The 25054-nt window shown below is 67.0% G+C and carries 21 protein-coding genes; 6 read left to right on the top strand and 15 right to left on the bottom strand.

Annotated elements, in window-relative coordinates; all coding sequences use genetic code 11:
- Positions 1–2 precede the first annotated feature (2 nt).
- Positions 3–1016 carry a hydroxymethylbilane synthase gene (gene hemC, locus ACZ5MJ_RS02935; RefSeq protein ID WP_464222266.1) on the bottom strand — a complete coding sequence of 338 codons (1014 nt, stop codon included), beginning with the start codon at positions 1014–1016 and terminating at the stop codon, positions 3–5.
- 73 nt (positions 1017–1089) lie between these two features.
- On the opposite strand from hemC, the gene ppc reads away from it, so the two are divergent.
- Entirely contained in the window at positions 1090–4122 is a 3033-nt protein-coding gene (ppc, locus tag ACZ5MJ_RS02930; protein ID WP_464222264.1) for a phosphoenolpyruvate carboxylase, read from the top strand.
- 230 nt (positions 4123–4352) lie between these two features.
- On the opposite strand, the gene ACZ5MJ_RS02925 is transcribed toward ppc, so the two are convergent.
- Positions 4353–4979 (bottom strand): ferritin-like domain-containing protein, encoded by a 627-nt coding sequence (locus ACZ5MJ_RS02925; protein ID WP_464222263.1) that lies wholly within the window; start codon positions 4977–4979, stop codon positions 4353–4355.
- Positions 4980–5151: 172 nt separating this feature from the next.
- Between ACZ5MJ_RS02925 and ACZ5MJ_RS02920 the strand changes: the two genes are divergently transcribed.
- The 5 genes from ACZ5MJ_RS02920 to ACZ5MJ_RS02900 all read left to right on the top strand — a co-directional run bounded on the left by ACZ5MJ_RS02920 (position 5152) and on the right by ACZ5MJ_RS02900 (position 10513).
- Complete coding sequence (locus tag ACZ5MJ_RS02920; RefSeq protein ID WP_464223638.1) at positions 5152–5748, top strand: sigma-70 family RNA polymerase sigma factor; 597 nt, start codon at positions 5152–5154, stop codon at positions 5746–5748.
- Complete coding sequence (locus ACZ5MJ_RS02915; protein ID WP_464222261.1) at positions 5745–6500, top strand: anti-sigma factor; 756 nt, start codon at positions 5745–5747, stop codon at positions 6498–6500. The genes ACZ5MJ_RS02920 and ACZ5MJ_RS02915 overlap by 4 nt, the downstream gene beginning before the upstream one ends.
- 141 nt (positions 6501–6641) lie before the next feature.
- Positions 6642–8054 carry an argininosuccinate lyase gene (gene argH, locus ACZ5MJ_RS02910; protein ID WP_464222260.1) on the top strand — a complete coding sequence of 471 codons (1413 nt, stop codon included), beginning with the start codon at positions 6642–6644 and terminating at the stop codon, positions 8052–8054.
- 204 nt (positions 8055–8258) lie between these two features.
- Positions 8259–8801 (top strand): TRAP transporter small permease subunit, encoded by a 543-nt coding sequence (locus tag ACZ5MJ_RS02905; protein WP_464222259.1) that lies wholly within the window; start codon positions 8259–8261, stop codon positions 8799–8801.
- A complete protein-coding gene (locus ACZ5MJ_RS02900) occupies positions 8798–10513 on the top strand; it encodes a TRAP transporter large permease (protein WP_464222258.1) in 1716 nt (571 codons plus the stop codon). Before ACZ5MJ_RS02905 ends, ACZ5MJ_RS02900 begins: the two co-directional genes overlap by 4 nt.
- Before the next feature lie 299 nt (positions 10514–10812).
- Here the strand turns inward: ACZ5MJ_RS02900 and ACZ5MJ_RS02895 are convergent, their stop codons facing one another.
- The 13 genes from ACZ5MJ_RS02895 to ACZ5MJ_RS02835 all read right to left on the bottom strand — a co-directional run bounded on the left by ACZ5MJ_RS02895 (position 10813) and on the right by ACZ5MJ_RS02835 (position 25042).
- Positions 10813–13083 (bottom strand): Orn/Lys/Arg family decarboxylase, encoded by a 2271-nt coding sequence (locus ACZ5MJ_RS02895; protein ID WP_464222256.1) that lies wholly within the window; start codon positions 13081–13083, stop codon positions 10813–10815.
- A gap of 159 nt (positions 13084–13242) precedes the next feature.
- Positions 13243–13809, bottom strand: a complete 567-nt coding sequence (gene dcd / locus ACZ5MJ_RS02890; RefSeq protein ID WP_211945564.1) for a dCTP deaminase — start codon at positions 13807–13809, stop codon at positions 13243–13245.
- 96 nt (positions 13810–13905) lie between these two features.
- Entirely contained in the window at positions 13906–14736 is an 831-nt protein-coding gene (locus tag ACZ5MJ_RS02885) for a formate dehydrogenase accessory sulfurtransferase FdhD (RefSeq protein ID WP_464222254.1), read from the bottom strand.
- 58 nt (positions 14737–14794) lie between these two features.
- The gene (locus ACZ5MJ_RS02880; protein WP_464222252.1) at positions 14795–15178 is read right to left on the bottom strand and encodes a hypothetical protein; all 384 of its coding nucleotides are present in this window, start codon (positions 15176–15178) and stop codon (positions 14795–14797) included.
- 35 nt (positions 15179–15213) lie between these two features.
- The gene (locus ACZ5MJ_RS02875; RefSeq protein ID WP_464222251.1) at positions 15214–16422 is read right to left on the bottom strand and encodes a formate dehydrogenase subunit gamma; all 1209 of its coding nucleotides are present in this window, start codon (positions 16420–16422) and stop codon (positions 15214–15216) included.
- 64 nt (positions 16423–16486) lie between these two features.
- Positions 16487–16723 (bottom strand): hypothetical protein, encoded by a 237-nt coding sequence (locus ACZ5MJ_RS02870; RefSeq protein ID WP_464222250.1) that lies wholly within the window; start codon positions 16721–16723, stop codon positions 16487–16489.
- Entirely contained in the window at positions 16720–17388 is a 669-nt protein-coding gene (fdh3B, locus tag ACZ5MJ_RS02865; protein ID WP_464222248.1) for a formate dehydrogenase FDH3 subunit beta, read from the bottom strand. Before fdh3B ends, ACZ5MJ_RS02870 begins: the two co-directional genes overlap by 4 nt.
- A gap of 15 nt (positions 17389–17403) precedes the next feature.
- On the bottom strand, positions 17404–20436 hold the full coding sequence (locus ACZ5MJ_RS02860; protein WP_464222246.1) for a molybdopterin-dependent oxidoreductase: 3033 nt from the start codon (positions 20434–20436) through the stop codon (positions 17404–17406).
- Positions 20437–20521: 85 nt separating this feature from the next.
- On the bottom strand, positions 20522–20737 hold the full coding sequence (locus tag ACZ5MJ_RS02855; protein ID WP_464222244.1) for a formate dehydrogenase: 216 nt from the start codon (positions 20735–20737) through the stop codon (positions 20522–20524).
- Between the two features lie 198 nt (positions 20738–20935).
- A complete protein-coding gene (locus tag ACZ5MJ_RS02850; protein WP_464222243.1) occupies positions 20936–21568 on the bottom strand; it encodes a TorD/DmsD family molecular chaperone in 633 nt (210 codons plus the stop codon).
- A gap of 32 nt (positions 21569–21600) precedes the next feature.
- Complete coding sequence (locus ACZ5MJ_RS02845) at positions 21601–23766, bottom strand: 4Fe-4S binding protein (protein WP_464222241.1); 2166 nt, start codon at positions 23764–23766, stop codon at positions 21601–21603.
- Between the two features lie 101 nt (positions 23767–23867).
- Entirely contained in the window at positions 23868–24470 is a 603-nt protein-coding gene (locus ACZ5MJ_RS02840) for a DUF3306 domain-containing protein (protein ID WP_464222239.1), read from the bottom strand.
- Between the two features lie 38 nt (positions 24471–24508).
- Positions 24509–25042: a DUF3305 domain-containing protein gene (locus ACZ5MJ_RS02835; protein WP_464222237.1), complete on the bottom strand. Its 534-nt coding sequence runs from the start codon at positions 25040–25042 to the stop codon at positions 24509–24511.
- Between the last annotated feature and the right edge of the window lie 12 nt (positions 25043–25054).

Below are 25054 nucleotides of genomic sequence, written 5' to 3'. Positions count from 1 at the left end.
CCTCAGGCGGGAGCTTGGGAGCCGGCGGGATCGCCAGAATCGGCCAGCGCCGCGAGGATGGCTTCGGCGCCCTGCGCCACCAGGTCGCGCGCGCAGGCCTGGCCGAGCGCTTCGGCGGCGGCCAGGTCAGCGGCCGGTCCGGACGCGGTGGCACGGATGGCACGCGTGCCGTCGGGCAGCGCGACAAAGGCATCCAGCTTCAGCTGGTCGCCTTCCCAGCGCGCATGGGCGGCCAGCGGCACCTGGCACGAACCGCCCAGCACGCGCGAAACGGCGCGTTCGGCGGTCACGGCCAGCGCAGTCGGCTGGTGATTCAGCGGCGCCAGCCATTCGGCCAGCTCGGGACGGTTCGCCAGGGTCTCGATGCCGAGCGCGCCCTGCCCCGCGGCGGGCAGCGACACCTCGATCGGGATCAGCGCGCGGATGCGCGCGCCCAGGCCCAGGCGCTTGAGGCCGGCGGCAGCCAGGATGATGGCGCCGTATTCGCCGCGATCGAGCTTGCCCAGCCGCGTATCCAGGTTGCCGCGCAGCGGCTTGATCACCAGGTGCGGGTAGCGGCTGCGCAGCGCCGCTTCCCGGCGCAGGCTGGACGTACCGACCACGGTGCCGGCAGGCATCTCGTCCAGCGACGCATAGGCGGAGGACACTAGCGCGTCGCGCGGATCCTCGCGCTCCATCACCGCGGCCAGGGCAAAGCCCGCGGGCAACTCCATCGGCACATCCTTGAGCGAATGCACCGCGAGGTCGGCCCGGCCTTCGTCCATCGCGAACTCCAGTTCTTTGACAAACAAACCCTTGCCGCCGACTTTGGACAGCGTACGGTCTAGAATCTGGTCTCCGCGCGTGGTCATGCCAAGAATGGACACGTTGCACGCGGGATAGTATTGTTGCAACGCAGCACGCACATGTTCTGCCTGCCACAGGGCCAGACGGCTCTCTCGGGAGGCAATGATGAGCTTTTGCGGAAGATTGCGAGACACGACAGCGGTAGAGGAAGACGGGGTGGCAGACGACATTCGTCTATGGTAGCACGCGACCCAATAGCCGCTCCGCACCATTAGATAAGCTTAGAGAGCAAGAGGAGATTGCATGACGCAGCATGCTGCGCGCCCCGGCGGCCCGTCCGGTCGGAAGACCGCTCCGGCCGCGAAAGATCCGTCCGCCGCAAAAGGTGACGTAACCGGCGCAACCACCGCCAAACCCACCCGTTCCGCCCCCCGCGCAGCCAAGCGCTCCACCAAGCCCAAGCTTTCGATCGTGTCGAGCAACGGAACCTCCATCGCCACGCCCGCCCGCCGCACCACCGACAAGGACGTGCCGCTGCGCGAGGACATCCGCTTCCTGGGGCGCCTGCTGGGCGACTGCCTGCGCGAGCAGGAAGGCGACGCCGCCTTCGAGGTGGTCGAGACCATCCGCCAGACCGCGGTGCGCTTTCGCCGCGAGAACGACCGCGCCGCCGGCGCGGAACTGGACCGCCTGCTCAAGCGCCTGTCGCGCGACCAGACCAACCAGGTGGTGCGCGCCTTCAGCTATTTCTCGCACCTGGCCAATATCGCCGAGGACCAGCACCACAACCGCCGCCGCCGCGTGCACGCGCTGGCCAGCTCGCCGCCGCAGGCCGGCAGCCTGCAGCACGCGCTGGAGTCGATCGATGCCGCCGGCGTGACCGGCAAGCAGTTGCGCAAGTTCCTGGACGAGGCGCTGATCGTCCCGGTGCTGACCGCGCACCCGACCGAAGTCCAGCGCAAGAGCATCCTGGACGCCGAGCGTGAGATCGCCCGCCTGCTGGCCGAGCGCGACCTGCCGATGACCGCGCGCGAGCGCGAGCACAACACCGCGCAGCTGCGCGCCAAGGTCACCACGCTGTGGCAGACCCGCATGCTGCGCGACGCGCGCCTGACGGTGGCCGACGAGATCGAGAACGCGCTGTCGTACTACCGCACCACCTTCCTGCGCGGCATCCCGCAGCTGATGAGCGAGCTGGAAGAAGACATCGCCGCGGTGTTTCCGGCCACACGCAAGCGCAAGGGCACCCCGGGCGCGCAGCCTGCGCCGCTGGCGCCGTTCCTGCAGATGGGTTCCTGGATCGGCGGCGACCGCGACGGCAACCCGAACGTCACCGCCGATACGCTTGAGCATGCCGCCAGCCAGCAGGGGCAGATGATCCTGGACTGGTACCTGGATGAAGTCCATGCGCTGGGCGCGGAGCTGTCGATGTCGACGCTGATGGTCGATGCCAGCCCAGAGCTGCTGGCGCTGGCCGAGCGCTCGCCCGACCACTCCGAGCATCGCGCCGACGAGCCCTACCGCCGCGCGCTGATCGGCACCTACGCGCGCCTGGCCGCCACCTGCAAGGCGCTGACCGGCCAGGCCGCGACGCGCCGCCCGGTGGCCCCGGCCGAGCCCTATGACAGCGCCGAGGCCTTTGCCGCCGACGTGCAGGTGGTGGTCGACTCGTTGCGCGCCAACCACGGCGAGGCGCTGGCCAATGGCCGCATCGACGCCCTGGCGCGCGCCATCGCCGTGTTCGGCTTCCACCTGGCGTCGGTCGATATGCGCCAGGTCTCAGACGTGCACGAGGCGGTCATCGCCGAACTGTTCGCCGCCGCCGGCATCGCCCCCGACTACGCCGCCCTGCCCGAGGCGCGCAAGCTGGAACTGCTGCTGGCCGAACTGCGCCAGCCGCGCCTGCTGACGCTGCCCTGGCACGAATACTCGGAACAGACCCGCAAGGAACTGGCGATCTTCGCCGCCGCGCGCGAGCTGCGTGCGCGCTATGGCAAGCGCATCGCGCGCAACTACATCATCTCGCATACCGAGACGCTGTCGGACCTGATCGAGGTGATGCTGCTGCAGAAGGAATCCGGCATGCTGCAGGGCACGCTGGGCAGCAAGACCGACCCGGCGCGCATGGAACTGATGGTGATCCCGCTGTTCGAGACCATCGAGGACTTGCGCAACGCCGCCGGCATCATGCAGTCGCTGCTGGACCTGCCGGGCTTTGATTCGGTGATCGCGCACCATGGCGTCGAGCAGGAAGTGATGCTCGGCTACTCGGATTCGAACAAGGACGGTGGCTTCCTGACCTCCACCTGGGAGCTGTACAAGGCCGAGCTGGCGCTGGTGCAGCTGTTCGAGCAGCGCAAGGTCAAGCTGCGCCTGTTCCACGGCCGCGGCGGCACCGTCGGCCGCGGCGGCGGCCCGACCTACCAGGCCATCCTGTCGCAGCCGCCGGGCACGGTGAACGGCCAGATCCGCCTGACCGAGCAGGGCGAGATCATCAACAGCAAGTTCGCCAACGCCGAAATCGGCCGGCGCAACCTGGAGACGGTGGTCGCGGCCACGCTGGAGGCCTCGCTGCTGCCGCAGCAGAACGCGCCGAAGGACCTGGATACCTTCGAGGCCGTCATGCAGCAGTTGTCGGACCGCGCCTTCACGTCCTACCGCGACCTGGTCTACGAGACCCCGGGCTTCAAGGACTACTTCTTCGCCACCACGCCGATCACCGAGATCGCCGACCTGAATCTGGGTTCGCGTCCGGCCTCGCGCAAGCTGATGGACAAGAAGCACCGCCGCATCGAAGACCTGCGCGCGATTCCGTGGGGCTTCTCGTGGGGCCAGTGCCGCCTGCTGCTGCCGGGCTGGTATGGCTTTGGCAGCGCGGTCAGGTCGCTGCTGGACAGCGCGCCGGACGACAAGGCCCGCAAGCAGGCCGTGACCACGCTGCGCCGCATGGTCAAGACCTGGCCGTTCTTCTCGACGCTGCTGTCCAATATGGACATGGTGCTGGCCAAGACCGACCTCGCGGTGGCCTCGCGCTACGCCCAGCTGTGCGACGACGCCGCGCTGCGCCGCAACGTGTTCAACCGCATCAGCAAGGAATGGCATCTGACCTGCGAGATGCTGGCTCTGATCACCGGCCACCAGGAACGGCTGGCGGACAACCCACTGCTGGCGCGCTCGATCAAGAACCGCTTTGCCTACCTCGATCCGCTGAACCACTTGCAGGTCGAACTGCTCAAGCGCTACCGCTCGGGCAAGGATGGCGATGACATCCGCGTACGGCGCGGGATCCACCTGACCATCAACGGGGTCGCGGCGGGTCTGCGCAATACGGGCTGATTGACGCCAGGGTGATGCCGGTGTGCTCCCCCCTCTCCAATTGATGACCAATTGATGGGAGAGGGGCCGGGGGAGAGGGCCGGCGCTTGCCGCCGTGACGCCGCCCGGTTCGCCACTGCCGGCTCCTGCGGATTCTGAATCCCGGCAGTCCTGCCACCGCCAGCCCTCTTCCCCGCCCCTCTCCCGCACGCGGGACAGGGGCGTAACCACGCGCTAGTCTGCGCGCACCCTCACCCCACAAACGCCCCTGGCACCGGATCCTCACCCAGCGTGTGCAGCAGCACCGCCCAGTGCATCGCCTCGTCTCCGAGGATGCTGCCGGCGGCGCGGGTCAGTTCGCGGTTGTGGAAGTTCGGCAGCACGCCCAGGTAGGCGGCGGTGGCGCCCTTTTCCAGCCCGGCGGCAAAGCGCAACACGTCGGCCTGGTTCTTGAGCTGTTCGGTCGGGAAGGCATACTCCGATGGCTTCTTCGCCATCACGGGCGAGCCACCCAGTTTCTGCACCGTGCCCGCCAGCACCTGCGCGTGTGCCTTGTGGTGGTCCTGGAACTTGACCGCGGTGGCGAGCACCGGCTTTTGCAGCAGGCCGCTTTCCGCGCCCACCTGGTAGGCGGCGATCGCCTGGTATTCCAGTCCCAGCGCGGTGTTCAGGATATTGATGTCGTCCTTGGTGCTGCCCGACTGGGTCTGCGCCCAGGCCGGCATGGATTCCCCGAGGCTGAGGACGGCCAGCGAGCCGAGCGCGAACAGGCCCGGCACCTTGAGCAGCCCACGGCGGCGTGCATCGGGTGCGGTAATGATGCGGTCAAGGGTGTCGGTCGGGTCCGTCGTGGCGGCAATCCTGCGTATGCGTTCCATGGTGTTCTCCTTGGTGGGATCAAAGGCGGAGCCAAAGGCGCCACGGCCCGTAGCCAGGGGCCGCCGTCGTGCGCCTGCCACCTAATACGCACGCCGGCGCCAAACGGATGCAAGGTCATGCCTATAATCCGGCAACACCCCTTCGAGAGACGCCCCGGTGCCCCCTTCCACGGTGTCCCCTTCCGCCGAAAGCTATGCCGCGCCACCCGGCGCCGAGCGCCTTGCCAACTTGCTCCAGGCCGTGGCCATCGGCGACCGGCAGGCACTGCGCGGACTCTATGACCTCACCGCGACGAAACTGTTTGGCCTTGCGCTGCGTATCACTGGCAGGCGCGATTGGGCGGAGGATGTCGTGCAGGAAAGCTTTGTCAGCATCTGGCACCACGCGGGCGACTATCGGCCGCACCTGGCCGCGCCGATGACGTGGATGACCGCGATCGTGCGTAACCGCGCGCTCGACTGCCTGCGCCGGGCAACCGCTGCGCGCGTCGGGCAGACTGTCGAGCTTGACGACGATCTGGGCGAATGGCTTGCCGACGACGCGGCCGGGCCCGCGGAGCTGGCCGATGCCAGCCAGCAGGCACGCGCGCTCAACCGCTGCCTGCAGCGGCTGGAGCAGCCACAGCGCCAGGCCATCATGCTGGCCTACCTGCAGGACCTGAGCCACGCTGAACTGGCCGCGCGGCTGCGCGCACCGCTGGGGACGGTCAAGTCCTGGATCCGGCGCGGGCTGGAGCGGCTGCGCAGCTGCATGGAGGGGGCAGCATGAGGCTCGCCACTCATCCCGAGCTGCTCGATCGCATCGCCGCCCAATATGCGCTGGGTGTGCTGCGCGGCGGCGCGCGCCGCCGCCTGGAACAGCTGGCGCGCGAGGAACCGGCGGTGCACGCGGCGATCCTCCGATGGCAAACCAGGCTGGCCGGCGTGGCCGAGTTGCAGGCGGCCGCCGAGCCCGTCGACAAGGTCTGGTGCGGGATCGAGCAGCGGCTTGGCTGGAAGGCCGCCGAGGAGCGGGGCCCGGAACGGGTCCGGCCGCTTCGCCCCAGCAACCCTGCCGGCGGCTGGTGGCAGCGCCTGTGGTCTACGCCCGTCTTCTGGCGCGGTGCGGCGGCGGCCATGGCGCTGGTGACGGTCCTGGCGGTCGGCATCGGCATGCGGCTGGCGCGGCATGGCGAAACGGCACCGGCCGAAGTCGTTGCCGTGCTGAACGACGACCGCGCCCAGCCGGCCATGCTGGTGTCATGGGATGCCGGTGGACGCAGCCTCATTGTGCGGCGCCTGGATCACCTGGCACTGAGCGAGCAGCAGGTGCTCCAGCTTTGGGCGCTGCCAGCGGGCGGCAAGCCGCGGTCGCTGGGCGTGCTCGGCCGGGGGCCGGAAGCCCGGCTGGCGCTGGCGCAACGACCCGCGGGGGTGCCGGCGCTGGCGGTCAGCGTCGAGCCGCCAGGCGGCTCGCCCAGTGCCGACGGGCCCAGCGGCCCGGTGGTCTTCAAGGGACCTGTGATCCACAGCCAGCTCTGACGAACGGCGCTGCAGTAGCGACGAGCGCGGCCGGCGCCGCCAGCGGGCCGGCGGGCGATATAATCGCCCTTTCACAATTTCTCGCGCCCGCCGCCGTCCGCACGCCGGCGCCTGCCGCGCGAGCCACTGCAGCTGACGTCCATGTCCACCTCCCAACTTGCCAAGAAAGGCGAAGCCTGGTCCGCCCGCTTCTCCGAACCGATGTCCGACCTGGTGAAGCGCTACACCGCCTCGGTGTTCTTCGACAAGCGCCTGGCCCTGTTCGACATCCAGGGCTCGCTGGCCCACGCGGCCATGCTGGCAAAGCAGGGCATCATCGCCGAGGCCGACCGCGCCGAGATCGCGCGCGGCATGGCGCAGATCAAGGCCGAGATCGAAGCCGGCGGCTTCGAGTGGAAGCTGGACCTGGAAGACGTGCACCTGAACATCGAGGCGCGCCTGACCGCGCTGGTGGGCGATGCCGGCAAGCGCCTGCACACCGGCCGCTCGCGCAACGACCAGGTCGCCACCGACATCCGCCTGTGGCTGCGCAGCGAGATCGACAACATCATCGTGCTGCTCGGCGCCCTGCGCGGCGCGCTGTTGGACCTGGCCGAGCAGAACGCCGACACCATCCTGCCGGGCTTCACCCACCTGCAGGTGGCGCAGCCGGTGACCTTCGGCCACCACCTGCTGGCCTACAACGAGATGTTCACGCGCGATGCCGAGCGCATGGCCGACTGCCGCAAGCGCGTCAACCGCCTGCCGCTGGGCGCCGCCGCGCTGGCCGGCACCAGCTACCCGATCGACCGTGAGTTCGTCGCGCAGCAACTGGGCTTCGACGGTGTCTGCCGCAACTCGCTGGATGCTGTTTCGGACCGCGACTTCGCCATTGAATTCTGCGCCGCCGCCGCGCTGGTGATGACGCACGTGTCGCGCTTCTCGGAAGAGCTGGTGCTGTGGATGAGCCCGCGCGTGGGCTTTATCGACATCGCCGACCGCTTCTGCACCGGCAGCTCGATCATGCCGCAGAAAAAGAACCCTGACGTGCCCGAGCTGGCGCGCGGCAAGACCGGCCGCGTCAACGGCCACCTGATCGGCCTGCTGACGCTGATGAAGGGCCAGCCGCTGGCGTACAACAAGGACAACCAGGAAGACAAGGAGCCGCTGTTCGACACGGTCGATACCGTGGTCGACACGCTGCGCATCTTCGCCGACATGGTGCCGGGCATCAGCGTCAAGCCGGAAGCCATGCGCGCCGCAGCGCTGCAGGGCTATGCCACCGCCACCGACCTGGCCGACTACCTGGTCAAGAAGGGCCTGCCCTTCCGCGACGCCCACGAGGCCGTGGCCCACGCGGTGCGCGCCTGCGACAGCCGCCAGTGCGACCTGGCCGACCTGAGCGTGGCCGAGCTGCGCGAGGTCTCCGGCCTGGGCGACGAGGCCGCGCTGATCGGCGACGACGTGCACACGGTGCTGACGCTGGAAGGCTCGGTCGCCGCGCGCGACCATATCGGCGGCACCGCGCCGGCGCAGGTGCGCGCCGCCATCGCGGCCGCACGCGCGGCGCTGTAACCGCGGACCGGGAGAGCGGACCGCACTGTAAGTTTCGCGTAAGTTTTACGCAAGAAGAAGCCACCGCGGCGCGAGCCCGGTGGCTTTTTCTATTGGCGTTCCCCATTCCGGCGCAATCTCGTCGCTCCCGTAGGTAGTAGCCCCTAGCGCCTGTAAATTTTGTTACAGATAAACTAATCGCCGCAAAAACCGGGGAGACAACCCATGTATTACTTGCTTGGTCTGTCACGACAGATCGACAGGTTGAATCAGCACACTGGCAGGCTTGCAAACATCATGATCCTGCTGTCGTGCCTGATCAGTGCAGGCAACGCCCTCCTGCGCTATGGCTTCAACTTGAGCGACAACTGGCCACTCGAACTGCAGTGGTACATGTTTGCAATTGCCGTGATGTTCGGCGCCTCCTACACCTTCCAGCGCAATGAGCACGTGCGCGTAGACCTGATCTACGGCAACGTGTCGGAACGCGCGCAGCACTGGATCGACATCTTCGGCATCATTGCCTTCCTGCTGCCCTCGGCCATCCTGTTCACCTGGCTGTCGTGGGATTCCCTGTTCCTGCCCTCGTGGCGCATCCTCGAGCAATCCGGTAATTCCGGCGGCCTGCCGCGATACCCGATCAAGCTGGTGGTGCCCATCGGCTTTGCCTTGCTGGCTTTGCAAGGCGTGTCCGAACTGATCAAGCGCATCGCCGCCCTGCAAGGCCTGGTGCGTATCGAATCGAAATACGAGAGGCCGGTGCAATGATCCCGTTGGAATATATGCCGCCGCTGATGTTCGGCGGCCTGGTGGTATTCATGCTGATCGGGTTCCCGGTCGCATTTTCGCTATCCGCGGTCGGGCTGGCCTTCGGTTTCCTGGCCATTGAATGGGGCTATTTCCCCATCAGCTTCCTGCAGGCCGTGCCGAGCCGCGTATTCGGCAGTGTGCTGGCCAACGAACTGCTGCTGGCCATTCCGTTCTTTACCTTCATGGGCGCCATCCTGGAGAAATGCGGGCTGGCGGAAGACATGCTGGACTCCATGGGCCAGCTGTTCGGCCCGGTGCGCGGCGGCCTTGGCTATTCGGTCATTATCGTCGGCTTTATTCTCGGCGCCATTACCGGCACCGTGGCGGCGCAGGTCATTGCGATGGCGATGATCTCACTGCCGGTAATGATGCGGTACCGCTACAACATGAAGTACGCCACCGGCGTACTAGCCGCGTCGGGCACCATCACGCAGCTGGTGCCGCCGTCGCTGGTGCTGGTGGTGCTGGCCGACCAGCTCAAGACGCCGCTGGGCAGCGCCGACGTGGGCAGCATGTACCTGGGTGCATGGGGCCCGTCGGTGGTACAGATTGCGCTGTTCGCGCTCTATACCTTCCTGCTGGCGCGCTTCAAGCCCGACTGGCTACCGCCTGTGCCCCCCGAAGCCCGCACGCTGCGGGGCTGGGCGCTGTGGCGCAAATGCCTGCGCGGCATCATCCCCTGCGCGGTGCTGATCTTCCTGGTGCTGGGCACGATCATGCTGGGCATCGCCACGCCGACGGAATCCGGCGCCATGGGCGCGGTCGGCGCGCTGGTGCTGGCCGTGATCCGCGACAAGGCATTCAGCCGGATCGACCGCCAGATCTACCGCGTCGGCATCGCCGCCACGCTGGTGGCCACGGGCGTGGGCATCTTCGCCTTCGGCTCGCATGCATTCCGCATCCCGCTGGCAGTGGTGTACCTGGTCATCCTCTGGCTGCTGCTGCGCGCCGGCCAGATGACCGAGCTGCGCCTGCTGATCGTCGACGCCTACCAGTCAACCGCCCGCATCACGGCCATGGTGGTGTTCATCCTGATCGGTTCCACCTGCTTCTCGGTGGTGTTCCAGGGCGTGGACGGGGGCGCCTGGGTGGAACACCTGTTCACCTCGCTGCCAGGCGGCTGGATCGGCTTCCTGATCGTGGTGAACCTGTTCATCTTCTTCCTGGCATTCTTTCTCGATTTCTTCGAGATCGCCTTCATCGTGGTGCCCATGCTGGCCCCGGTGGCCGTGAAGGTGCTGACACCGGTTGTCATGGATTCCATGGGCGGCAACCCCGAAGCTGCCGCCACGGCGGCGCTGGTGTGGTTCGGCGTGATGCTGTGCGTGAACATGCAGACCTCGTTCATGCACCCGCCGTTCGGCTTCGCGCTGTTCTACCTGCGCGGCATCGCCCCGAAGGAAGTGAAGAGCTCCGACATCTACTGGGGCGCCCTGCCCTGGGTGGGCCTGCAACTGGTGATGGTGCTGCTGGTAATGTTCTGGCCGGGCATGGTGACCGCCCTGCTCGACAAGGGTTCGCTGCACCATAGCAACGCGGCGGAGGTCAGCATCCCGCTTGGCGGGGAGCCAGAGAAACCGGCATCCGCGCCGGGTTCCCTGGAACTGCCAGGCGCGGCGCCGACACCCGAGCCCGCGGCACCACAGTTCGAATTCGAGAAGAAGAACTGATCCGGATAGTCGACCCAAGGCCCCGCAGCAATGCGGGGCTTTTTCATTGGCGCGGGTGGGTTGTGGCGATGCGGCAGCCTGGCGTTGCGCAAAAGGAACGCGTGCGCGATTACGAATCGGCTCATCGACCGGCGCTCCGGCGCGGCCCAGACTAGCTGCTGCGTTCAGCGACTTGCAATGTAGAGGACTTCCGCGGCACGGGCGCGATGCTTCTGAATCCGTTCAGCTAGGACCAGCCCAAAACGAAAGGGCCCCGCATTGCGGGGCCCTGCTCACATCAGCCGGACGCAGACTGGCGCTCAGCCGCCCTGCTTCACGCAGTCGACAAAATACGCCTTCTTCCCGTCAACCTCTTCCTCCACCAGCCCGTGGATGTCGGTCTCGAAGCCCGGGAACAGCTTGTTGAACTCGCGCGCAAACTTCAAGTATTGCACGATGGTGCGGTTGAAGCGCTCGCCCGGAATCAGCAGCGGAATGCCCGGCGGATACGGCGTCAGCAGGATCGCGGTGACACGGCCTTCGAGTTCGTCCACGGGCACGCGTTCGATTTCCCGGTGCGCCATCATGGCCCAGGCGTCCGACGGCTTCATCGCCGGTTCCATGTCGGACAGGTACATCTCTGTGGTCACGCGCGCCACGTCGTTGGCCTTGTACACGCTGTGGATCGCATCGCACAGGTCACGCAGGCCCATGCGCTCGTATTGCGGGTGCTTGGCGACAAACTCTGGCAGCACGCGCCACAGCGGCTGGTTCTGGTCGTAGTCGTCCTTGAACTGCTGCAACTCGGTCACCAGCGAGTTCCAGCGGCCCTTGGTGATGCCGATGGTGAACATGATGAAGAACGAGTACAGCCCGGTCTTCTCGATGATGATGCCGTGCTCGGCCAGGTACTTGGTGACGATGGCGGCCGGGATGCCCCGCTCGCTGAACTCGCCGTCCACGTCCAGGCCCGGGGTGATGATGGTGGCCTTGATCGGGTCGAGCAGGTTGAAGCCGTCGGCCAGGTCGCCGAAGCCGTGCCAGCGCTCGTTGGCCTTGAGCATCCACTCTTCGCGGTCGCCGATGCCGTCTTCGATCAGTGCATCCGGGCCCCACACCTTGAACCACCAGTCGCCATTGTTGCCGGCCTCGTAGTCGCCCTCGACCTTGCGCATGGCGCGGCGGAAGTCCAGTGCCTCCTGGATGCTTTCTTCCACCAGCGCGGTGCCGCCCGGCGCTTCCATCATCGCCGCAGCCACGTCGCACGAGGCAATGATCGAGTACTGCGGGCTGGTCGAGGTATGCATCAGGTAGGCCTCGTTGAAGCGATAGCGGTCCAGCTTGCGCGTCTCGGAATCCTGCACGAGGATCTGCGAAGCCTGCGACAGGCCCGCCAGCAGCTTGTGCGTGGACTGCGTGGCGAACACCAGCGCGTCCTTGCTGCGCGGGCGGTCCTTGCCGATCGCGTGCATATTGCGATAGAAGTCGTGGAACGCCGCATGCGGCAGCCAGGCTTCATCGAAGTGCAGCGTGTCGATCTCGGACGCCAGCATTTCCTTGATCTGCTCGGCGTTGTACAGCACGCCGTCGTAGGTCCCCTGGGTGATGGTCAGGATGCGCGGCTTCTGGTTCTTGGCCTTGCTGGCGAACGGGTGGTTGGCGATCTTCCTTTTGATCGTTTCCGGGTCGAACTCGCTCTTCGGGATCGGGCCAATGATGCCGTAGTGGTTGCGCGTGGGCATCAGGAAGACCGGGATCGCGCCCGTCATCATGATCGCGTGCAGGATCGACTTGTGGCAGTTGCGGTCCACCACCACGATGTCGCCCGGCGCCACGTTGGCGTGCCACACCATCTTGTTCGAGGTGGAGGTGCCGTTGGTGACGAAATACATGTGGTCGGAGTTGAAGATGCGCGCGGCATTGCGCTCCGACGCGGCCACCGGGCCGGTATGGTCCAGCAGCTGGCCCAGCTCATCCACGGCGTTGCAGACGTCGGCGCGCAGCATGTTCTCGCCGAAGAACTGGTGGAATACCTGGCCCACCGGACTCTTCAGGAACGCCACGCCGCCCGAGTGGCCCGGGCAGTGCCACGAGTACGAGCTGTCCTGCGCGTAGTCAATCAGCGCCTTGAAGAACGGCGGCGCCAGCGTGTCGAGGTAGACCTTGGCTTCGCGGATGATGTGGCGTGCCACGAATTCCGGCGTGTCCTCGAACATGTGGATGAAGCCGTGCAGCTCGCGCAGGATATCGTTGGGGATATGGCGCGAGGTGCGGGTCTCGCCGTACAGGAAGATCGGCAGGTCCGAGTTGCGGCGGCGCACTTCGTTGACAAACGCGCGCAGCTTCTCGATGGCGGCGGCTTCGGGCTGATCGTCGTCACGCACGAACTCGTCGTCGTCGATCGACACGATAAAGCTCGAGGCTCGGCTCGACTGCTGAGCAAACGAAGTCAGGTCGCCGTAGCTGGTCAGGCCCATCACCTCCATGCCTTCCTTCTCGATCGCTTCGGCCAGCGCGCGGATGCCCGAGCCGGAGATGTTCTCGGAGCGGAAGTCTTCGTCAATGATTATGACGGGGAAGCGGAATTTCATCGGGCATCCTTGATGGAAAGCAGGACATAAAGGACTTGAGCCACATGGCCGGCAGGGGTTCCCCTGCTACGGCGACATGTGGCTCTCACGTCAGGTCTTGGCGCCCAGCGCGATCATCGCGGGGCGGCCGTTCCGGCAAACGCCGGCATTGTAATGCGCTCAGGTCTTCGGCAGTGTGACACCGTGCTGACCCTGGTACTTGCCGCCCCGGTCAGCGTACGAGGTCTCGCAGACCTCGTCGCTCTCGAAGAACAGCACCTGGGCGCAGCCCTCGCCGGCGTAGATCTTGGCGGGCAGCGGCGTGGTGTTGGAGAACTCCAGCGTCACATAGCCTTCCCACTCGGGCTCGAACGGCGTCACGTTGACGATGATGCCGCAGCGGGCATAGGTGCTCTTGCCCAGGCAGATGGTCAGCACGCTGCGCGGGATGCGGAAGTACTCCATCGTGCGCGCCAGCGCGAACGAGTTGGGCGGGATAATGCAGACATCGCCCTTGAAATCCACAAACGACTTCTCGTCGAAATTCTTCGGATCGACGATGGTGCTGTTGATATTGGTGAAGATCTTGAATTCGTCGGCACAGCGGATGTCGTAGCCGTAGCTCGAGGTGCCGTACGACACGATCTTGCGGCCGTCAGCCTCCCGGACCTGGCCCGGCGCGAACGGCTCGATCATGCCGTGCTGCTCCGCCATGCGGCGGATCCATTTGTCGGATTTAATGCTCATAAGGTTGGGAGATAGACACACTGGCTCGGAGTGCGCCGCATTGTACAACCAATCGGCGCCCGCCCTTCAAGCAAAGGGCAGCAGTGAAAGTGGCTATTACGCCACTACACCCTCGGGCAGGCGGTGACGGAAGCGCTCGCGCCCCGTGTAGAGCAGGAAATGCTTGCCGGTGCAGCGCGCGAACAGCGCCAGGTTGACGCGTCGCGCCATCTGGTAGCCCATCTGCGTGACGCCCGAACGCGACAGCAGGAACGGGATTCCCATCTGTGCGCCCTTGATCACCATCTCGGAAGTCAGGCGCCCGGTGGTGTAGAAGATCTTGTCACCGCCCGTCATGCCTTCCAGCCACATGCGCCCGGCAATGGCGTCCACGGCGTTATGGCGGCCCACGTCCTCGACAAACATCAGCAGCTCGGTGCCCTGGAACAGCGCGCAGCCATGCACCGAGCCGGCCTGCTTGTAGACCGACTGCTGCAGCCGGATGGTGTCGATGATGCCGTACAGGGTGTCCTGGTCCAGCGTGGCGCCAACCGGCAGGCGGATGCTGTCGACCTCATCCAGCAGCGAGCCGAACACGGTGCCCTGCCCGCAGCCGGTTGTCACCACGCGGCGCGCGGTGCGTTCCTCGATGCGGTCCACGCCGTTACGCGTGGTCACGGCGGCTGACTCGGTTTCCCAGTCGACCTGCACCGCGGCGATGTCCTCGATCGATTCCACCAGCCGCTGGTTGCGCAGGTAGCCCAGCACCAGGTGCTCGGGCGCGCCGCCCAGCGTCATCAGCGTGACCAGCTCGCGCTTGTCCAGGTAGACCGTCAGCGGCCGCTCGCCCGGCAGGTAGACCGCGCGCACGCGGCCCTGCTCGTCGACGACTTCAACTTCTTCGATCAGGGGAACGGCTGCCTGGGTAAGCTCGGGACGCAGAGTCATGACGAGGCGGCTCGGGGCCGCTGGTGAAGGCCCCGAGCGGCATGCATCGGGGCTGGAGTTACGGCGCCTTTGCAGGCGATTGTACCGCGCCGGCCGCGGGCGGCTTGCCGTCGCTGGCGGTGCTTGCCACGGCTGGTGTCGGAGCGGCCGCGGTCGGCGCCACGAAGGGTCCCGGATCGGCACATGGGGCGGTCTGCGCGGGCTCGCGCACTTCCTTGCCCTGCGCCTTGCGGTCGGCGTAGTAATGCGCAGCGGTCTTGTCCTGGGCACGGCACAGCTGGTAGGCAGCGACCTTGTCCGACCAGGCGGCGCGCGCCTTGGTCTCGGCGGCCTTGGCCTGCTGGGCCTCGGTCGGCGGCGGCAGCTTGGCCTGTGCGCCCGGGGGGAACGCCGCGAAGGCGGCGCCGGCACCTATGGCAATCAGCGTCAGGAGGCGTGTCATCGTCGAAGATTCCCGATTTATCGTTGGTACCCGCTTCAGGCCTCGCCAGGGCTATGCCGCGCCGTGCGCCCCGCGGCGGCATCCGGGCTGGCCGAGCGCTGGGCCGGGATCTTGCCGGCCTTGATGTCGTCGTACCAGAGCTCGTGGTGTTCCCGGGCCCAGGCCTCGTCCACCCAGCCGTCGCGCATGGCGCGGTAGGCGCCTTCCATGCCGATGGTGCCCATGTAGATATGGCCGCAAGCCATGGCGATCATCAGCACCGCCGAGATCCCGTGGATCACGTTGGCGATCTGCATGGTCGCCCGGTAGTAGTCCATTCCCGGCACGATCATGTCGAGCACCCAGCCCGATGCCGACAGCACCAGCCCGAACACGAACAGGCCGCCCCAGAACCAGATCTTCTCGCCGGCATTGAAGCGCCCGCTCGGCACATGCTTGCCAGAGGCCAGCCCGCCGAGGCTGGTCACCCAGCGCACATCGTCGCGGCTGGGCAGGTTATCGCGCACGAACACCCCGAAGCCCGCGATCACCGATACCGTGAAGACCGGCCCCACCACGTTGTGCAGATTCTTCAGCACGTAGGTCAGCCAGCCGAACAGCGTGTGGCCCATCAGCGGCAGCATGAAATGCTTGCCCAGCAGCATCACGATGCCCGATAGCGCCAGCACCACGAACGAGATCGCCATCGACCAGTGCACGATGCGCTCGAGCGGCGTAAAGCGCTCGATCATGCGGCCGGTGCGGGGCGAGCGCAGCGGGATGGTGCCGCGCCACAGGAAGAAGCCCAGGATCGCCAGCGGGACCACCAGCAGCAGCCAGCCACCCCAGACGGTGATGACACCGTTGCGGAACAGGCGCCATTGCTGGCCGGTACGTTGGATCAGCACGCCGGCTTCCTTGTCGGGCAGGCTGCTGTAGTGGCGCTGGTCGGAATTGACCTCGCGCCAGACCGGCGCATTGTTGCCGGGCTGCGTGACCGTGCGGCTCTTCTGCGACTGCGCCTCGGCGGCGATGTCGCGGCGCGGCACGTTGAAAATATTCTCGGATGCAATTCCGGCCAGCGGCTGCGCCGGGTGTGTGGCCGGGTTGTTGGCGTCGGCATTGCCCTGTGCGGCGGCCGGTGCCGGCGGTGCCGAGGCCGGCGCCTGTGCGGCGGCGGTGCCGGCAAAGGCCAGCAGCACCAGCACGCCGGCGCTCAGCCAGCGCCGCCAGCCTGCTCGGCATGCATTCTGCGACGGCGTCATGTGCGCTCCTTCGTATCGTCGAGGGCCAGTGCCCGTCTGCCGGGGCGGCCCAACCGCATCGCCTTCATTGGGTGCGGTTGTACTCGTTCTGCAACTGGTTGCGCTGGCGGATCTGGTTGGTCCAGCTGGTCTTGTCGCCCGCGGTCCAGCCCTTGACCACGAACGGATCGTCCGGCGCGCCCTGGTAGGCCGGGGCGTCGGCCTTGCGCAGCGACGGGCCGATGGTCTGCGGCTTCTCGCCGCAGGCGGCCAGCAGCAGGCCGCACAGCGACATCAGTGCAACCACGCGGAAGCGGTTCATGACGCTTGCCCTCCTGAGGCCGCGGGGGCCGCCGGTGCCGCGGGCGCAGGCTGCGCCGGCTGGGCCGCGCCGCCCTTGGCGGTGCCATAGGCCGTGCCCCAGCCGAACACATCGCCGCCGGTGCCGCGCCTGATCACACGATTGCGCAGGATGTCGGCAATCACATCGCCGTCGCCGCCCAGCAGCGCCTTGGTCGAGCACATCTCGGCGCACAGCGGCAGCTTGCCCTCGGCCAGGCGGTTGCGCCCGTATTTCTCGAACTCGGCTTCCGAGCCGTTCTTTTCCGGGCCGCCCGCGCAGAAGGTGCACTTGTCCATCTTGCCGCGCACGCCAAAGGTGCCGGTCGACGGGAACTGCGGCGCGCCGAACGGGCACGCATAGGAGCAGTAGCCGCAGCCGATGCAGACATCCTTGTCGTGCAGCACCACGCCGTCCTCGGTGCGGTAGAAGCAGTCGACCGGGCAGACTGCCATGCAGGGTGCATCCGAACAGTGCATGCAGGCCACCGAGATCGATTTCTCGGCGCCGACAACGCCGTCGTTGACGGTGACCACGCGGCGCCGGTTCACGCCCCAGGGCACCTCGTGCTCGTTCTTGCAGGCAGTGACGCAGCTGTTGCACTCGATGCAGCGCTCGGCGTCACAGATGAATTTCATGCGTGCCATGGTGTTCCTCTGCTCTTATGCAAACCGCTCGATCTGGCAAACGGTGGTCTTGGTTTCCTGCATCATCGTCACCGCGTCGTAGCCATAGGTGGTGGCCGTGTTGACCGCCTCGCCCCGCACGATCGGCATCGCGCCCTCGGGGTAGTAGTCCTTCAGGTCCTTGCCCTGCCACCAGCCCGAGAAGTGGAACGGGATGAAGGCGGTATCGGGCCCCACCCGCTCGGTCACCAGCGCGCGCACCTTGATGCGGGCCCCGGTGGGCGTCTTCACCCAGCAGAAGTCGCCATTGCGGATGCCGCGGTCGGACGCCGCGCGCGGGTTGATCTCGACGAAGTTTTCCTGCTGCAACTCCGCCAGCCACGGGTTGGAGCGGGTTTCCTCGCCGCCGCCCTCGTACTCGACCAGCCGCCCGGAGGTCAGGATGATCGGGAACTTCTCATAGACCTTGTTCTCGATATTGCGCTGCTGCACCGACTTGTACAGGGTCGGCAGCCGCCAGAACGCCATCTTGTCGTCGTGGGTCGGGTACTTGGCGACCATGTCGGGGCGCGTCGAGTACAGCGGCTCGCGGTGCTGCGGGATCGGGTCCGGGAAGTTCCACACCACCGCGCGCGCCTTGGCATTGCCGAACGGATGGCAGCCATGGTTCTTCAGCACCACGCGCTGGATGCCGCCCGACAGGTCAGTCTTCCAGTTCTTGCCTTCGGCCTTTGCCTTCTCGGCATCGGTCAGGTCGTCCCACCAGCCCAGCTTCTTGAGCAGCACATGGTCGAACTCCGGATAACCGGTGGTGATTTCCGCGCCCAAGGAATGCGAGCCATCCTCGGCCAGCAGGTTGACGCCCTCGCGCTCCACGCCGAAGTTGGCGCGGAAGTTGCCACCGCCGTCCATCACGTGCTTGCTGGTGTCATACAGGTTGGGCGAGCCCGGGTGCTTCAGTTCCGGCGTGCCGTAGCACGGCCACGGCAGGCCGAAGTAGTCACCGGTCAGGTCATAGCCGGTCACCGGGTCTTTGCCTGCCTTGCAGCGCAGCGTCTTGACGTCGAACATCTGCATATTGCGCATATGCGCCTTCAGCCGTTCGGGCGACTGGCCGGTGTAGCCAATGGTCCAGTTGCTGGCGTTGATCTCGCGCAGGATCGATTCCGGCTCCGGCTCCATCCAGGTGCGGCCGGCGCGCTTGACCTCGATCAGCTTCATGTTCTTCGACAGCTCCTTGCCGAAGCCGAGCTTGTCCGCGAACGCCTGCATGATGGTCTGGTCGGGCATCGATTCGAAGAGCGGCTCGATCACCTTCTCGCGCCATTGAAGCGAGCGGTTGGACGCCGTGCAGGTACCCGAGGTCTCGAACTGCGTACAGGCCGGCAGCAGGTAGACGGCACGGTTCGGGTTGACCTTGTCGCCCTCGGCCGGCGGCATATTGGCCATGGCCGCGGTTGCCGAAGGATATGGGTCGATCACGACCAGCAGGTCAAGCTTGTCGAGGGCCTTCTTCATTTCCAGGCCGCGCGTCTGCGAGTTCGGGGCATGGCCCCAGAAGAACACGCCGCGCACATTGTTGTCCTGGTCGATCAGCTCATTCTTCTCGGTGACGATATCGATCCAGCGCGACACCGTGGTGCCGGACTTCTCCATCATCGTCTGCGAGGCGAACTGCTTTTTGATCCATTCGTAGTCCACGCCCCACACCGCGGCGTAGTGCTTCCACGCGCCGGTGGCCAGGCCGTAGTAGCCGGGCAGCGAATCCGGGTTGGGGCCCACGTCGGTGGCGCCCTGCACGTTGTCGTGGCCGCGGAAGATATTGGCCCCGCCGCCCGACACGCCGATATTGCCCAGCGCCAGCTGCACGATGCACGAGGCGCGCACGATCGCGTTGCCGATGGTGTGCTGGGTCTGGCCCATGCACCACACCAGCGTGCTGGGGCGGTTCTTGGCCATGATCTCGGCCACCATGTAGACCTGCGCTTCGGGTACGCCGCAGACTTCCTCGACCTTGTCCGGGGTCCACTTGGCCAGCACCTCTTCTTTGACCTTGTCCATGCCGTAGACCCGGTCATTCAGGTACTTCTGGTCTTCCCAGCCGTTCTTGAAGATGTGGTAAAGCATGCCAAACAGGAAGGCGATATCGGTGCCCGAGCGGATGCGCACATAGTGCTGGGCCTTGGCCGCGGTGCGCGTGTAGCGCGGATCGACCACGATCACCTTGCAGCCGTTCTCCTTGGCATGCAGCAGGTGCAGCATCGACACCGGGTGCGCCTCGGCCGCATTCGAGCCGATATACAGGGCCGCCTTCGCGTTCTGCATATCGTTGTACGAGTTGGTCATCGCACCGTAGCCCCAGGTATTGGCCACGCCCGCGACGGTGGTGGAGTGGCAGATGCGCGCCTGGTGGTCGGTGTTGTTGGTGCCGAAGAACGACACCCACTTGCGCAGCAGGTAGGACTGTTCGTTGCTGTGCTTGGAAGAGCCGATGAAGAACATCGAGTCCGGGCCGGTCTGCTGGCGGATCTCCTTCATCTTGGCGGTGATCTCGTCCAGCGCCCGGTCCCAGCTGATGCGCTGATACTTGCCGTTGACCAGCTTCATCGGGTACTTGAGGCGGTATTCGCCATGCCCGTGCTCGCGCAGCGCCGCGCCCTTGGCGCAGTGCGCGCCCATGTTGATGGGCGAATCGAACACCGGCTCCTGGCGGATCCACACGCCGTTCTGCACCACCGCGTCGACCGCGCAGCCGACCGAGCAGTGGCCGCACACGGTGCGCCTGACCACGATGCCGGTCTTGCCCTCGGCGGCGGCCGTCTTGTCATCGGCCGCGTCGGCCTTGCGCAGCAGCGTCAGTTGCGAGGCCGCCAGCCCGGCGCCAACACCGATGCCCGAGCGCTTGAGGAAGCTGCGGCGGTCCATGGTCGGCATTGCGCCGGCCAGGCTGGCCGCGAGCCGCTGCGTGAGTCGGCCGGAGGCTGCGCCAGCATGCTCAGGCCGGTTGGCGAGGCCGTCAGCGAGGCGGGCGGATGCGCCCTGCGCCGCGCGTTTGCGGGTCAAGATCATGTCTCACCTCAGATGCGGACGCTTCGCGTATGCATGCGGTGACGTCCGGTTGCAGGCGGCGCGGCAGACCACACCGCCCTGGCAGTTACACCAGCGTGGTCCGGTAATACTTGCGGATGTGGTAAGAGACCCGGTAACCCTTGTTGTCCGACGGAGCGTCGGTGGGTTCCGGCAGGGCTGCGGACTGGCCCGGCATGGCAGGACCGCGCGCGGTCAGCGCTGCCGCACCCGAAGCGGCAGCCACGACTCCAGCGCCCGCGAGAAACGTGCGGCGCGCGACCCTGGTTGGCTTCTCTCTCATGTGAGGACTCCTCGGCTGTCAAAGCCCGATGGTTGTCGCCGTTATGCGTTGTTATGCATATTCTAGAAGCAACTGGCAGGAAAGACCATGATATGCAAGGGTTTTCCTTACCTGCCCTGCCGATTTCGGGTATAAGGCCGCCCTTGGCCCCGCGGCATTAATGCCGTCTCGAGCCGCGCCGAGATCCCGTGGCTGCGCTCAATGCATCTCGAGCGCCACGGCCTCCACACCGGCAAACGCGCCCAGCAAGCCCGCCACGCTGCGATAGAAACGCGCCTGCGGGTGCGCCGTTACTGCATCGCACAACCGCTCAATCCACGGCTGCAGATGCTGCGCGTAGAAGCGCTGCTGCTCGCCCAGGTTGGACACCGACAAGTCTTCGCCCGCCACCAGGAAGCGCATCACCTCGCACAGCGTGGCGATATGGTCCTCGGTCTCGCTGACGCCTTCATGGCGCTCCAGGCCGTAGCGGGCCAGGTCCTCGCGCAGCGCCACCAGCGGGCGCTCGTTGAGGAAGCCAGTCAAATAGAAGGAGCCGTACAGGAACACGTCCTGGCGGCCCACGCCCACGAACAACTGACGGTATTCCTCCTCGGCCTCGGCTGCGGTGGTTTCCGATGCCGCATCGCACAACGCATTCCACGCCTTGCCCAACACCGTGTTCGCGTCCTCGCCCACGGCGCGGTTGGCAGCGATGTGATGCAGCAGCGCGGCGTCGGGCGCGCGGTAGAACAACGTCGCGAGCAGGCCGTACAGGTCGGCGCGGGCGGTGTCCTCGGCATCGTCGGCAGGCGGCGCGGCGGTGAGCTGGATCGGCTGGAAATCTGTCATGTTGTGATGAATTGTCCTGGGGTCTGCCGCTGTCAGCGCAGCGTGGCGCCGGTTATCGTGCCCGGATCGCGCTCCATCATGTCCACCACGCGGCAGTCAGGGCACATCTTCAGGCGCTCGGCCGCCGCGCCGGCAAAGGCCGGGTGGCCGGCCAGGCGCACCAGCATCGACTCCACCATCTGCGCCGTGCCGAAGGGCTTGCCGCAGCGGATGCAATGGAACGGCTGGGTCTCGTTTAGGGTCACCGGACGGCGTGCCGCGTCGCCGGCCAGCAGGCGTGGCACCAGAGTGATGGCGTCTTCCGGGCAGGTCTTCTCGCACAGCCCGCACTGCACGCAATTGCGCTCGATAAAGCTGAGCACCGGGCGCTCGGGGTTGTCGCGCAGCGCCTGCGACGGGCACGCGCCCACGCAGGCCATGCACAGGGTGCACTTGCCGGTATCCACGGCGACCGCGCCGATCGGGGCGCCGGCCGGCAGCGGCACGCTCTGCGCCGGCACCGGCGCGTGCCGCGCCAGGTGGTCCAGCGCAAAGTCCAGCATCTCGCGCTTGGCCGCCACGGGGCCGAACGGCGCCGGCGGCAGCGCGTTGCGGCTCGGGCGCAGCGCCGCCAGGCCGGCATCGAGCGCCGTGGTGTCGGCGGCCTCGACCAGCGACAGCACCTCGCCGTCATAGCCCAGGCCGGCCAGCATGGCCCGCCCGACCGCCATCTGCTCCAGCAGCGCGGTGCGGTATTGCGGCGCCTCGTCGCCGGTCAGCAGCACGGCCACGCGGCTTGCGCCCCAGCACAGCGCGGCCAGCCACTGCTCCAGCCCGGCCGAGGCCGGATGGAACAGCGGCAACGGCATGACATTGGCGGGCACGCCGTTGGCCTTGCCACCGCGGGCGGCGCGGCCCAGCGCCAGCAGCGCGGGCGTTCCATATTCCTCGCCATGCAGCAGCACCACCGGATCACGCGCGCCCGCCTGGCGGTATGCCGACAGCAGCGTGCGCAGGCGCGCGCCCGTCACCTCCGGCCCCGGGTAGCCATAGCTGATGGCGCCGCTCGGGCAGACCGTGGTGCAGGCGCCGCAGCCCATGCACAGGTTGGGCGCGACCTCGATGCGCCCCTTGCCGTCATGCCAGCGCGACGCGATGGCCTCGGTCGAGCAGATGTCGATGCAGGCGGTGCAGCCCGTGGTCTGGTTGCGGCCATGCGCGCACAGGCTTTCCTTGTAACGGAAGAACTTCGGCTTCTCGAACTCGCCCACCAGCCCCGCCAACATCAGCGCCTGCGCCTGCTGGCGCCCGGCATCGGCGCCGGCGTGCAGGTAGCCCTGCGGCGGCTGGTGCATGGTGAAGGCGGGCGCGTCGCACAGGTCGAAAACCAGGTCGAAGCGGCCCTGCACGGTACCCTGCGGGCGGTCGAAGTCGATCGCCGCGGCGGCGCCGCAGGCGCGCACGCAATCGCGGTGCGAGCGGCAGCGCGACAGGTCCACCTGGTAGCTGAAGTCGATCGCGTCCTCGGGGCAGGCGTCGATGCAGGCATTGCAGCGGGTGCACAGGTCCAGGTCGATCGGGTTGCTGCGGCCGGCGCCGGTCTCCCAGCTGGCCTCGAACGCGCCGAGCCAGCCCGTCAGCGAGGCCAGCCGGCCGCTGTGGACCGGATAGGCGCGCGCCGCCGGCTGCGCCGCGGCCCCTTCGCGCTGGTCGCTGCCAGTCAGCAGCACCGTGACTTCGAGCTGCATCGCGGCCAGGCGCTCGGCCCACGGCAGCGCGCGCTGCGCCGGGCCCAGCACCAGCACCGCGCCATCGGAGCGGTAGTCCACCACCGGCACCGGATCGGGTTCGGGCAGTGCAGCCACGGCCAGCAGCGCGGCGATCTTGGCGTTGGCCGTCTTCGGGTCGCGCCGGGCGCCCTGCGACCAGCCGCCGGTCTCGCGGATATTGACGAAACGCACCGGCGCGACCACCACCGGGCGGCCATCGTTGCCGTGGGCGGCTTGCGCGGCCACTTCGGTAAAGAGCTGGCGTTCCTGGGTACAGGCGACGATCACGTCGTCGGTACCGTCGAGCGCGGCGGTGAAGTCGCCGATTTCGCGCCGGCACAGCAGGCGATGGACTTTCAGGGGGCCCTGGCTGGCGTCCTTGGTTGCTTCGGACAACGCCGCCCCGTCAAGCAGCATGGTGTCGTTGCAGTTGCAGATCAGCGTCGGCATGGCGAATGCGGCTGACCGGTCCGGACGTCCCCTCTTGGCGGGGGTCTGCGGGCCGGCGGATTGTGGGGATGCCTATTGTAGGCTGCGGTGCCCCCCGGGGGCTACGCGCGTTTGTGCGGGTCTGGCTGGCCCTGTTCTACGCTTTGACTCGCTGCCGGCGGCTGCGTTTCGACGTCTGCCGGCACCTCGGCCTGAGCCAGCGACTCAGCGGCTTCCGTGGCCGTTTCCTCAGCCGCATCATGCGCTGCCACCGGTACCCGTTCAGGCCCGGACAGGCGTGCCGCGGCCTCGGCCGCCGCACGTTCCTCGTCGGTCGGCTCGAACAGGCCCAGGGTCTCGGCCTGGCGCAACTGGCGCAGGATCGCCGGCGGGATCGGGTCAGGCTTGCTGTAGTCGTCGATATAGATGTCGAGCCCGTCCATCACATTGAAGTGCGGATCGGCGAACAGCGTCTTCAGCGCGGCGCGCTTGACCGATTCATCCACGCCGCGGGCCACGAAGCGGGCGATGTCATCGCCGGGCTGCAGCGCGGCCACGTCCTCCAGCGTCGGGGCCGGTACTTCCGGCACCGCGGGCGATGCTTCAGTCGTCGCGGGCAAAGGCTCGACAGCCGGCGGCGTCAGCGGTTCGGCCGGCACGGCAACGCCTTCGCGCACCGCGGCCTTGCGGCGCGACCAGCGCGACAGGAAGGACGAATCGCTCATCGGCGGGACAGCTTCACGGTAGTGGCAGGGTGCCAGGGTCAGTAGCGGGCGCGGTCTTCCGGCGCCTTGAAGGATTCGGGCCGGCGCCGCTGCTTGGGCTCGGGCCGGTAGTGTTCGCTGACGTAGGCCTGCAGCCACTCGCGCTGCGCGGGCGCCAGCGGCACGTTCTCGACGGTCTCGCCAGCATCGAGCCAGCGGCCGGCCTCGTTGTACGACAGCGTCACGGTCATCGGGACCGGATGGGCGTCCTCGCCGCTGCCGTCGTCTTCCGGCATGCGCCACAGCACGAACCAGCACGGCGTGGTCGAGGTCAGGTTCAGGTAATAGCCTTCGCCCTGGTCGCGGAACAGTTCCACCTCGAAGCCAGGGTACAGCCAGCGCGCGCCATGGGCGTCGTGCTCCAGGCACACCGGGTGGGTGCCGAACTCGCTCAGGTCCGGCAGCACCTCATCCAGTTCCCATTTCCACGGCTGCCAGCGGTTGGCCAGCGCGACCTTGCGCATCACCACCGCCATGGTGACGGCGGGGCGGGCACCGGGTGCCGGCAGGTCGGGGGTAGGCTGGCTGTCCATGGCAGGGACCGC

It is taken from the genome of Cupriavidus sp. LA-1 (genome assembly GCF_055385985.1).
Note: the sequence above shows the minus strand (reverse complement) of the source record. Positions and strands in the feature narration are given on the sequence as shown.

Coding starts and splice junctions, on each gene's coding strand:
- hemC (WP_464222266.1), bottom strand. CDS start 1,016: ATGTCGTCTGCCACCCCGTCTTCCTCTACCGCTGTCGTGTCTCGCAAT.
- ppc (WP_464222264.1), top strand. CDS start 1,090: ATGACGCAGCATGCTGCGCGCCCCGGCGGCCCGTCCGGTCGGAAGACC.
- ACZ5MJ_RS02925 (WP_464222263.1), bottom strand. CDS start 4,979: ATGGAACGCATACGCAGGATTGCCGCCACGACGGACCCGACCGACACC.
- ACZ5MJ_RS02915 (WP_464222261.1), top strand. CDS start 5,745: ATGAGGCTCGCCACTCATCCCGAGCTGCTCGATCGCATCGCCGCCCAA.
- argH (WP_464222260.1), top strand. CDS start 6,642: ATGTCCACCTCCCAACTTGCCAAGAAAGGCGAAGCCTGGTCCGCCCGC.
- ACZ5MJ_RS02905 (WP_464222259.1), top strand. CDS start 8,259: ATGTATTACTTGCTTGGTCTGTCACGACAGATCGACAGGTTGAATCAG.
- ACZ5MJ_RS02900 (WP_464222258.1), top strand. CDS start 8,798: ATGATCCCGTTGGAATATATGCCGCCGCTGATGTTCGGCGGCCTGGTG.
- ACZ5MJ_RS02895 (WP_464222256.1), bottom strand. CDS start 13,083: ATGAAATTCCGCTTCCCCGTCATAATCATTGACGAAGACTTCCGCTCC.
- dcd (WP_211945564.1), bottom strand. CDS start 13,809: ATGAGCATTAAATCCGACAAATGGATCCGCCGCATGGCGGAGCAGCAC.
- ACZ5MJ_RS02885 (WP_464222254.1), bottom strand. CDS start 14,736: ATGACTCTGCGTCCCGAGCTTACCCAGGCAGCCGTTCCCCTGATCGAA.
- ACZ5MJ_RS02880 (WP_464222252.1), bottom strand. CDS start 15,178: ATGACACGCCTCCTGACGCTGATTGCCATAGGTGCCGGCGCCGCCTTC.
- ACZ5MJ_RS02875 (WP_464222251.1), bottom strand. CDS start 16,422: ATGACGCCGTCGCAGAATGCATGCCGAGCAGGCTGGCGGCGCTGGCTG.
- ACZ5MJ_RS02870 (WP_464222250.1), bottom strand. CDS start 16,723: ATGAACCGCTTCCGCGTGGTTGCACTGATGTCGCTGTGCGGCCTGCTG.
- fdh3B (WP_464222248.1), bottom strand. CDS start 17,388: ATGGCACGCATGAAATTCATCTGTGACGCCGAGCGCTGCATCGAGTGC.
- ACZ5MJ_RS02860 (WP_464222246.1), bottom strand. CDS start 20,436: ATGATCTTGACCCGCAAACGCGCGGCGCAGGGCGCATCCGCCCGCCTC.
- ACZ5MJ_RS02855 (WP_464222244.1), bottom strand. CDS start 20,737: ATGAGAGAGAAGCCAACCAGGGTCGCGCGCCGCACGTTTCTCGCGGGC.
- ACZ5MJ_RS02850 (WP_464222243.1), bottom strand. CDS start 21,568: ATGACAGATTTCCAGCCGATCCAGCTCACCGCCGCGCCGCCTGCCGAC.
- ACZ5MJ_RS02845 (WP_464222241.1), bottom strand. CDS start 23,766: ATGCCGACGCTGATCTGCAACTGCAACGACACCATGCTGCTTGACGGG.
- ACZ5MJ_RS02840 (WP_464222239.1), bottom strand. CDS start 24,470: ATGAGCGATTCGTCCTTCCTGTCGCGCTGGTCGCGCCGCAAGGCCGCG.
- ACZ5MJ_RS02835 (WP_464222237.1), bottom strand. CDS start 25,042: ATGGACAGCCAGCCTACCCCCGACCTGCCGGCACCCGGTGCCCGCCCC.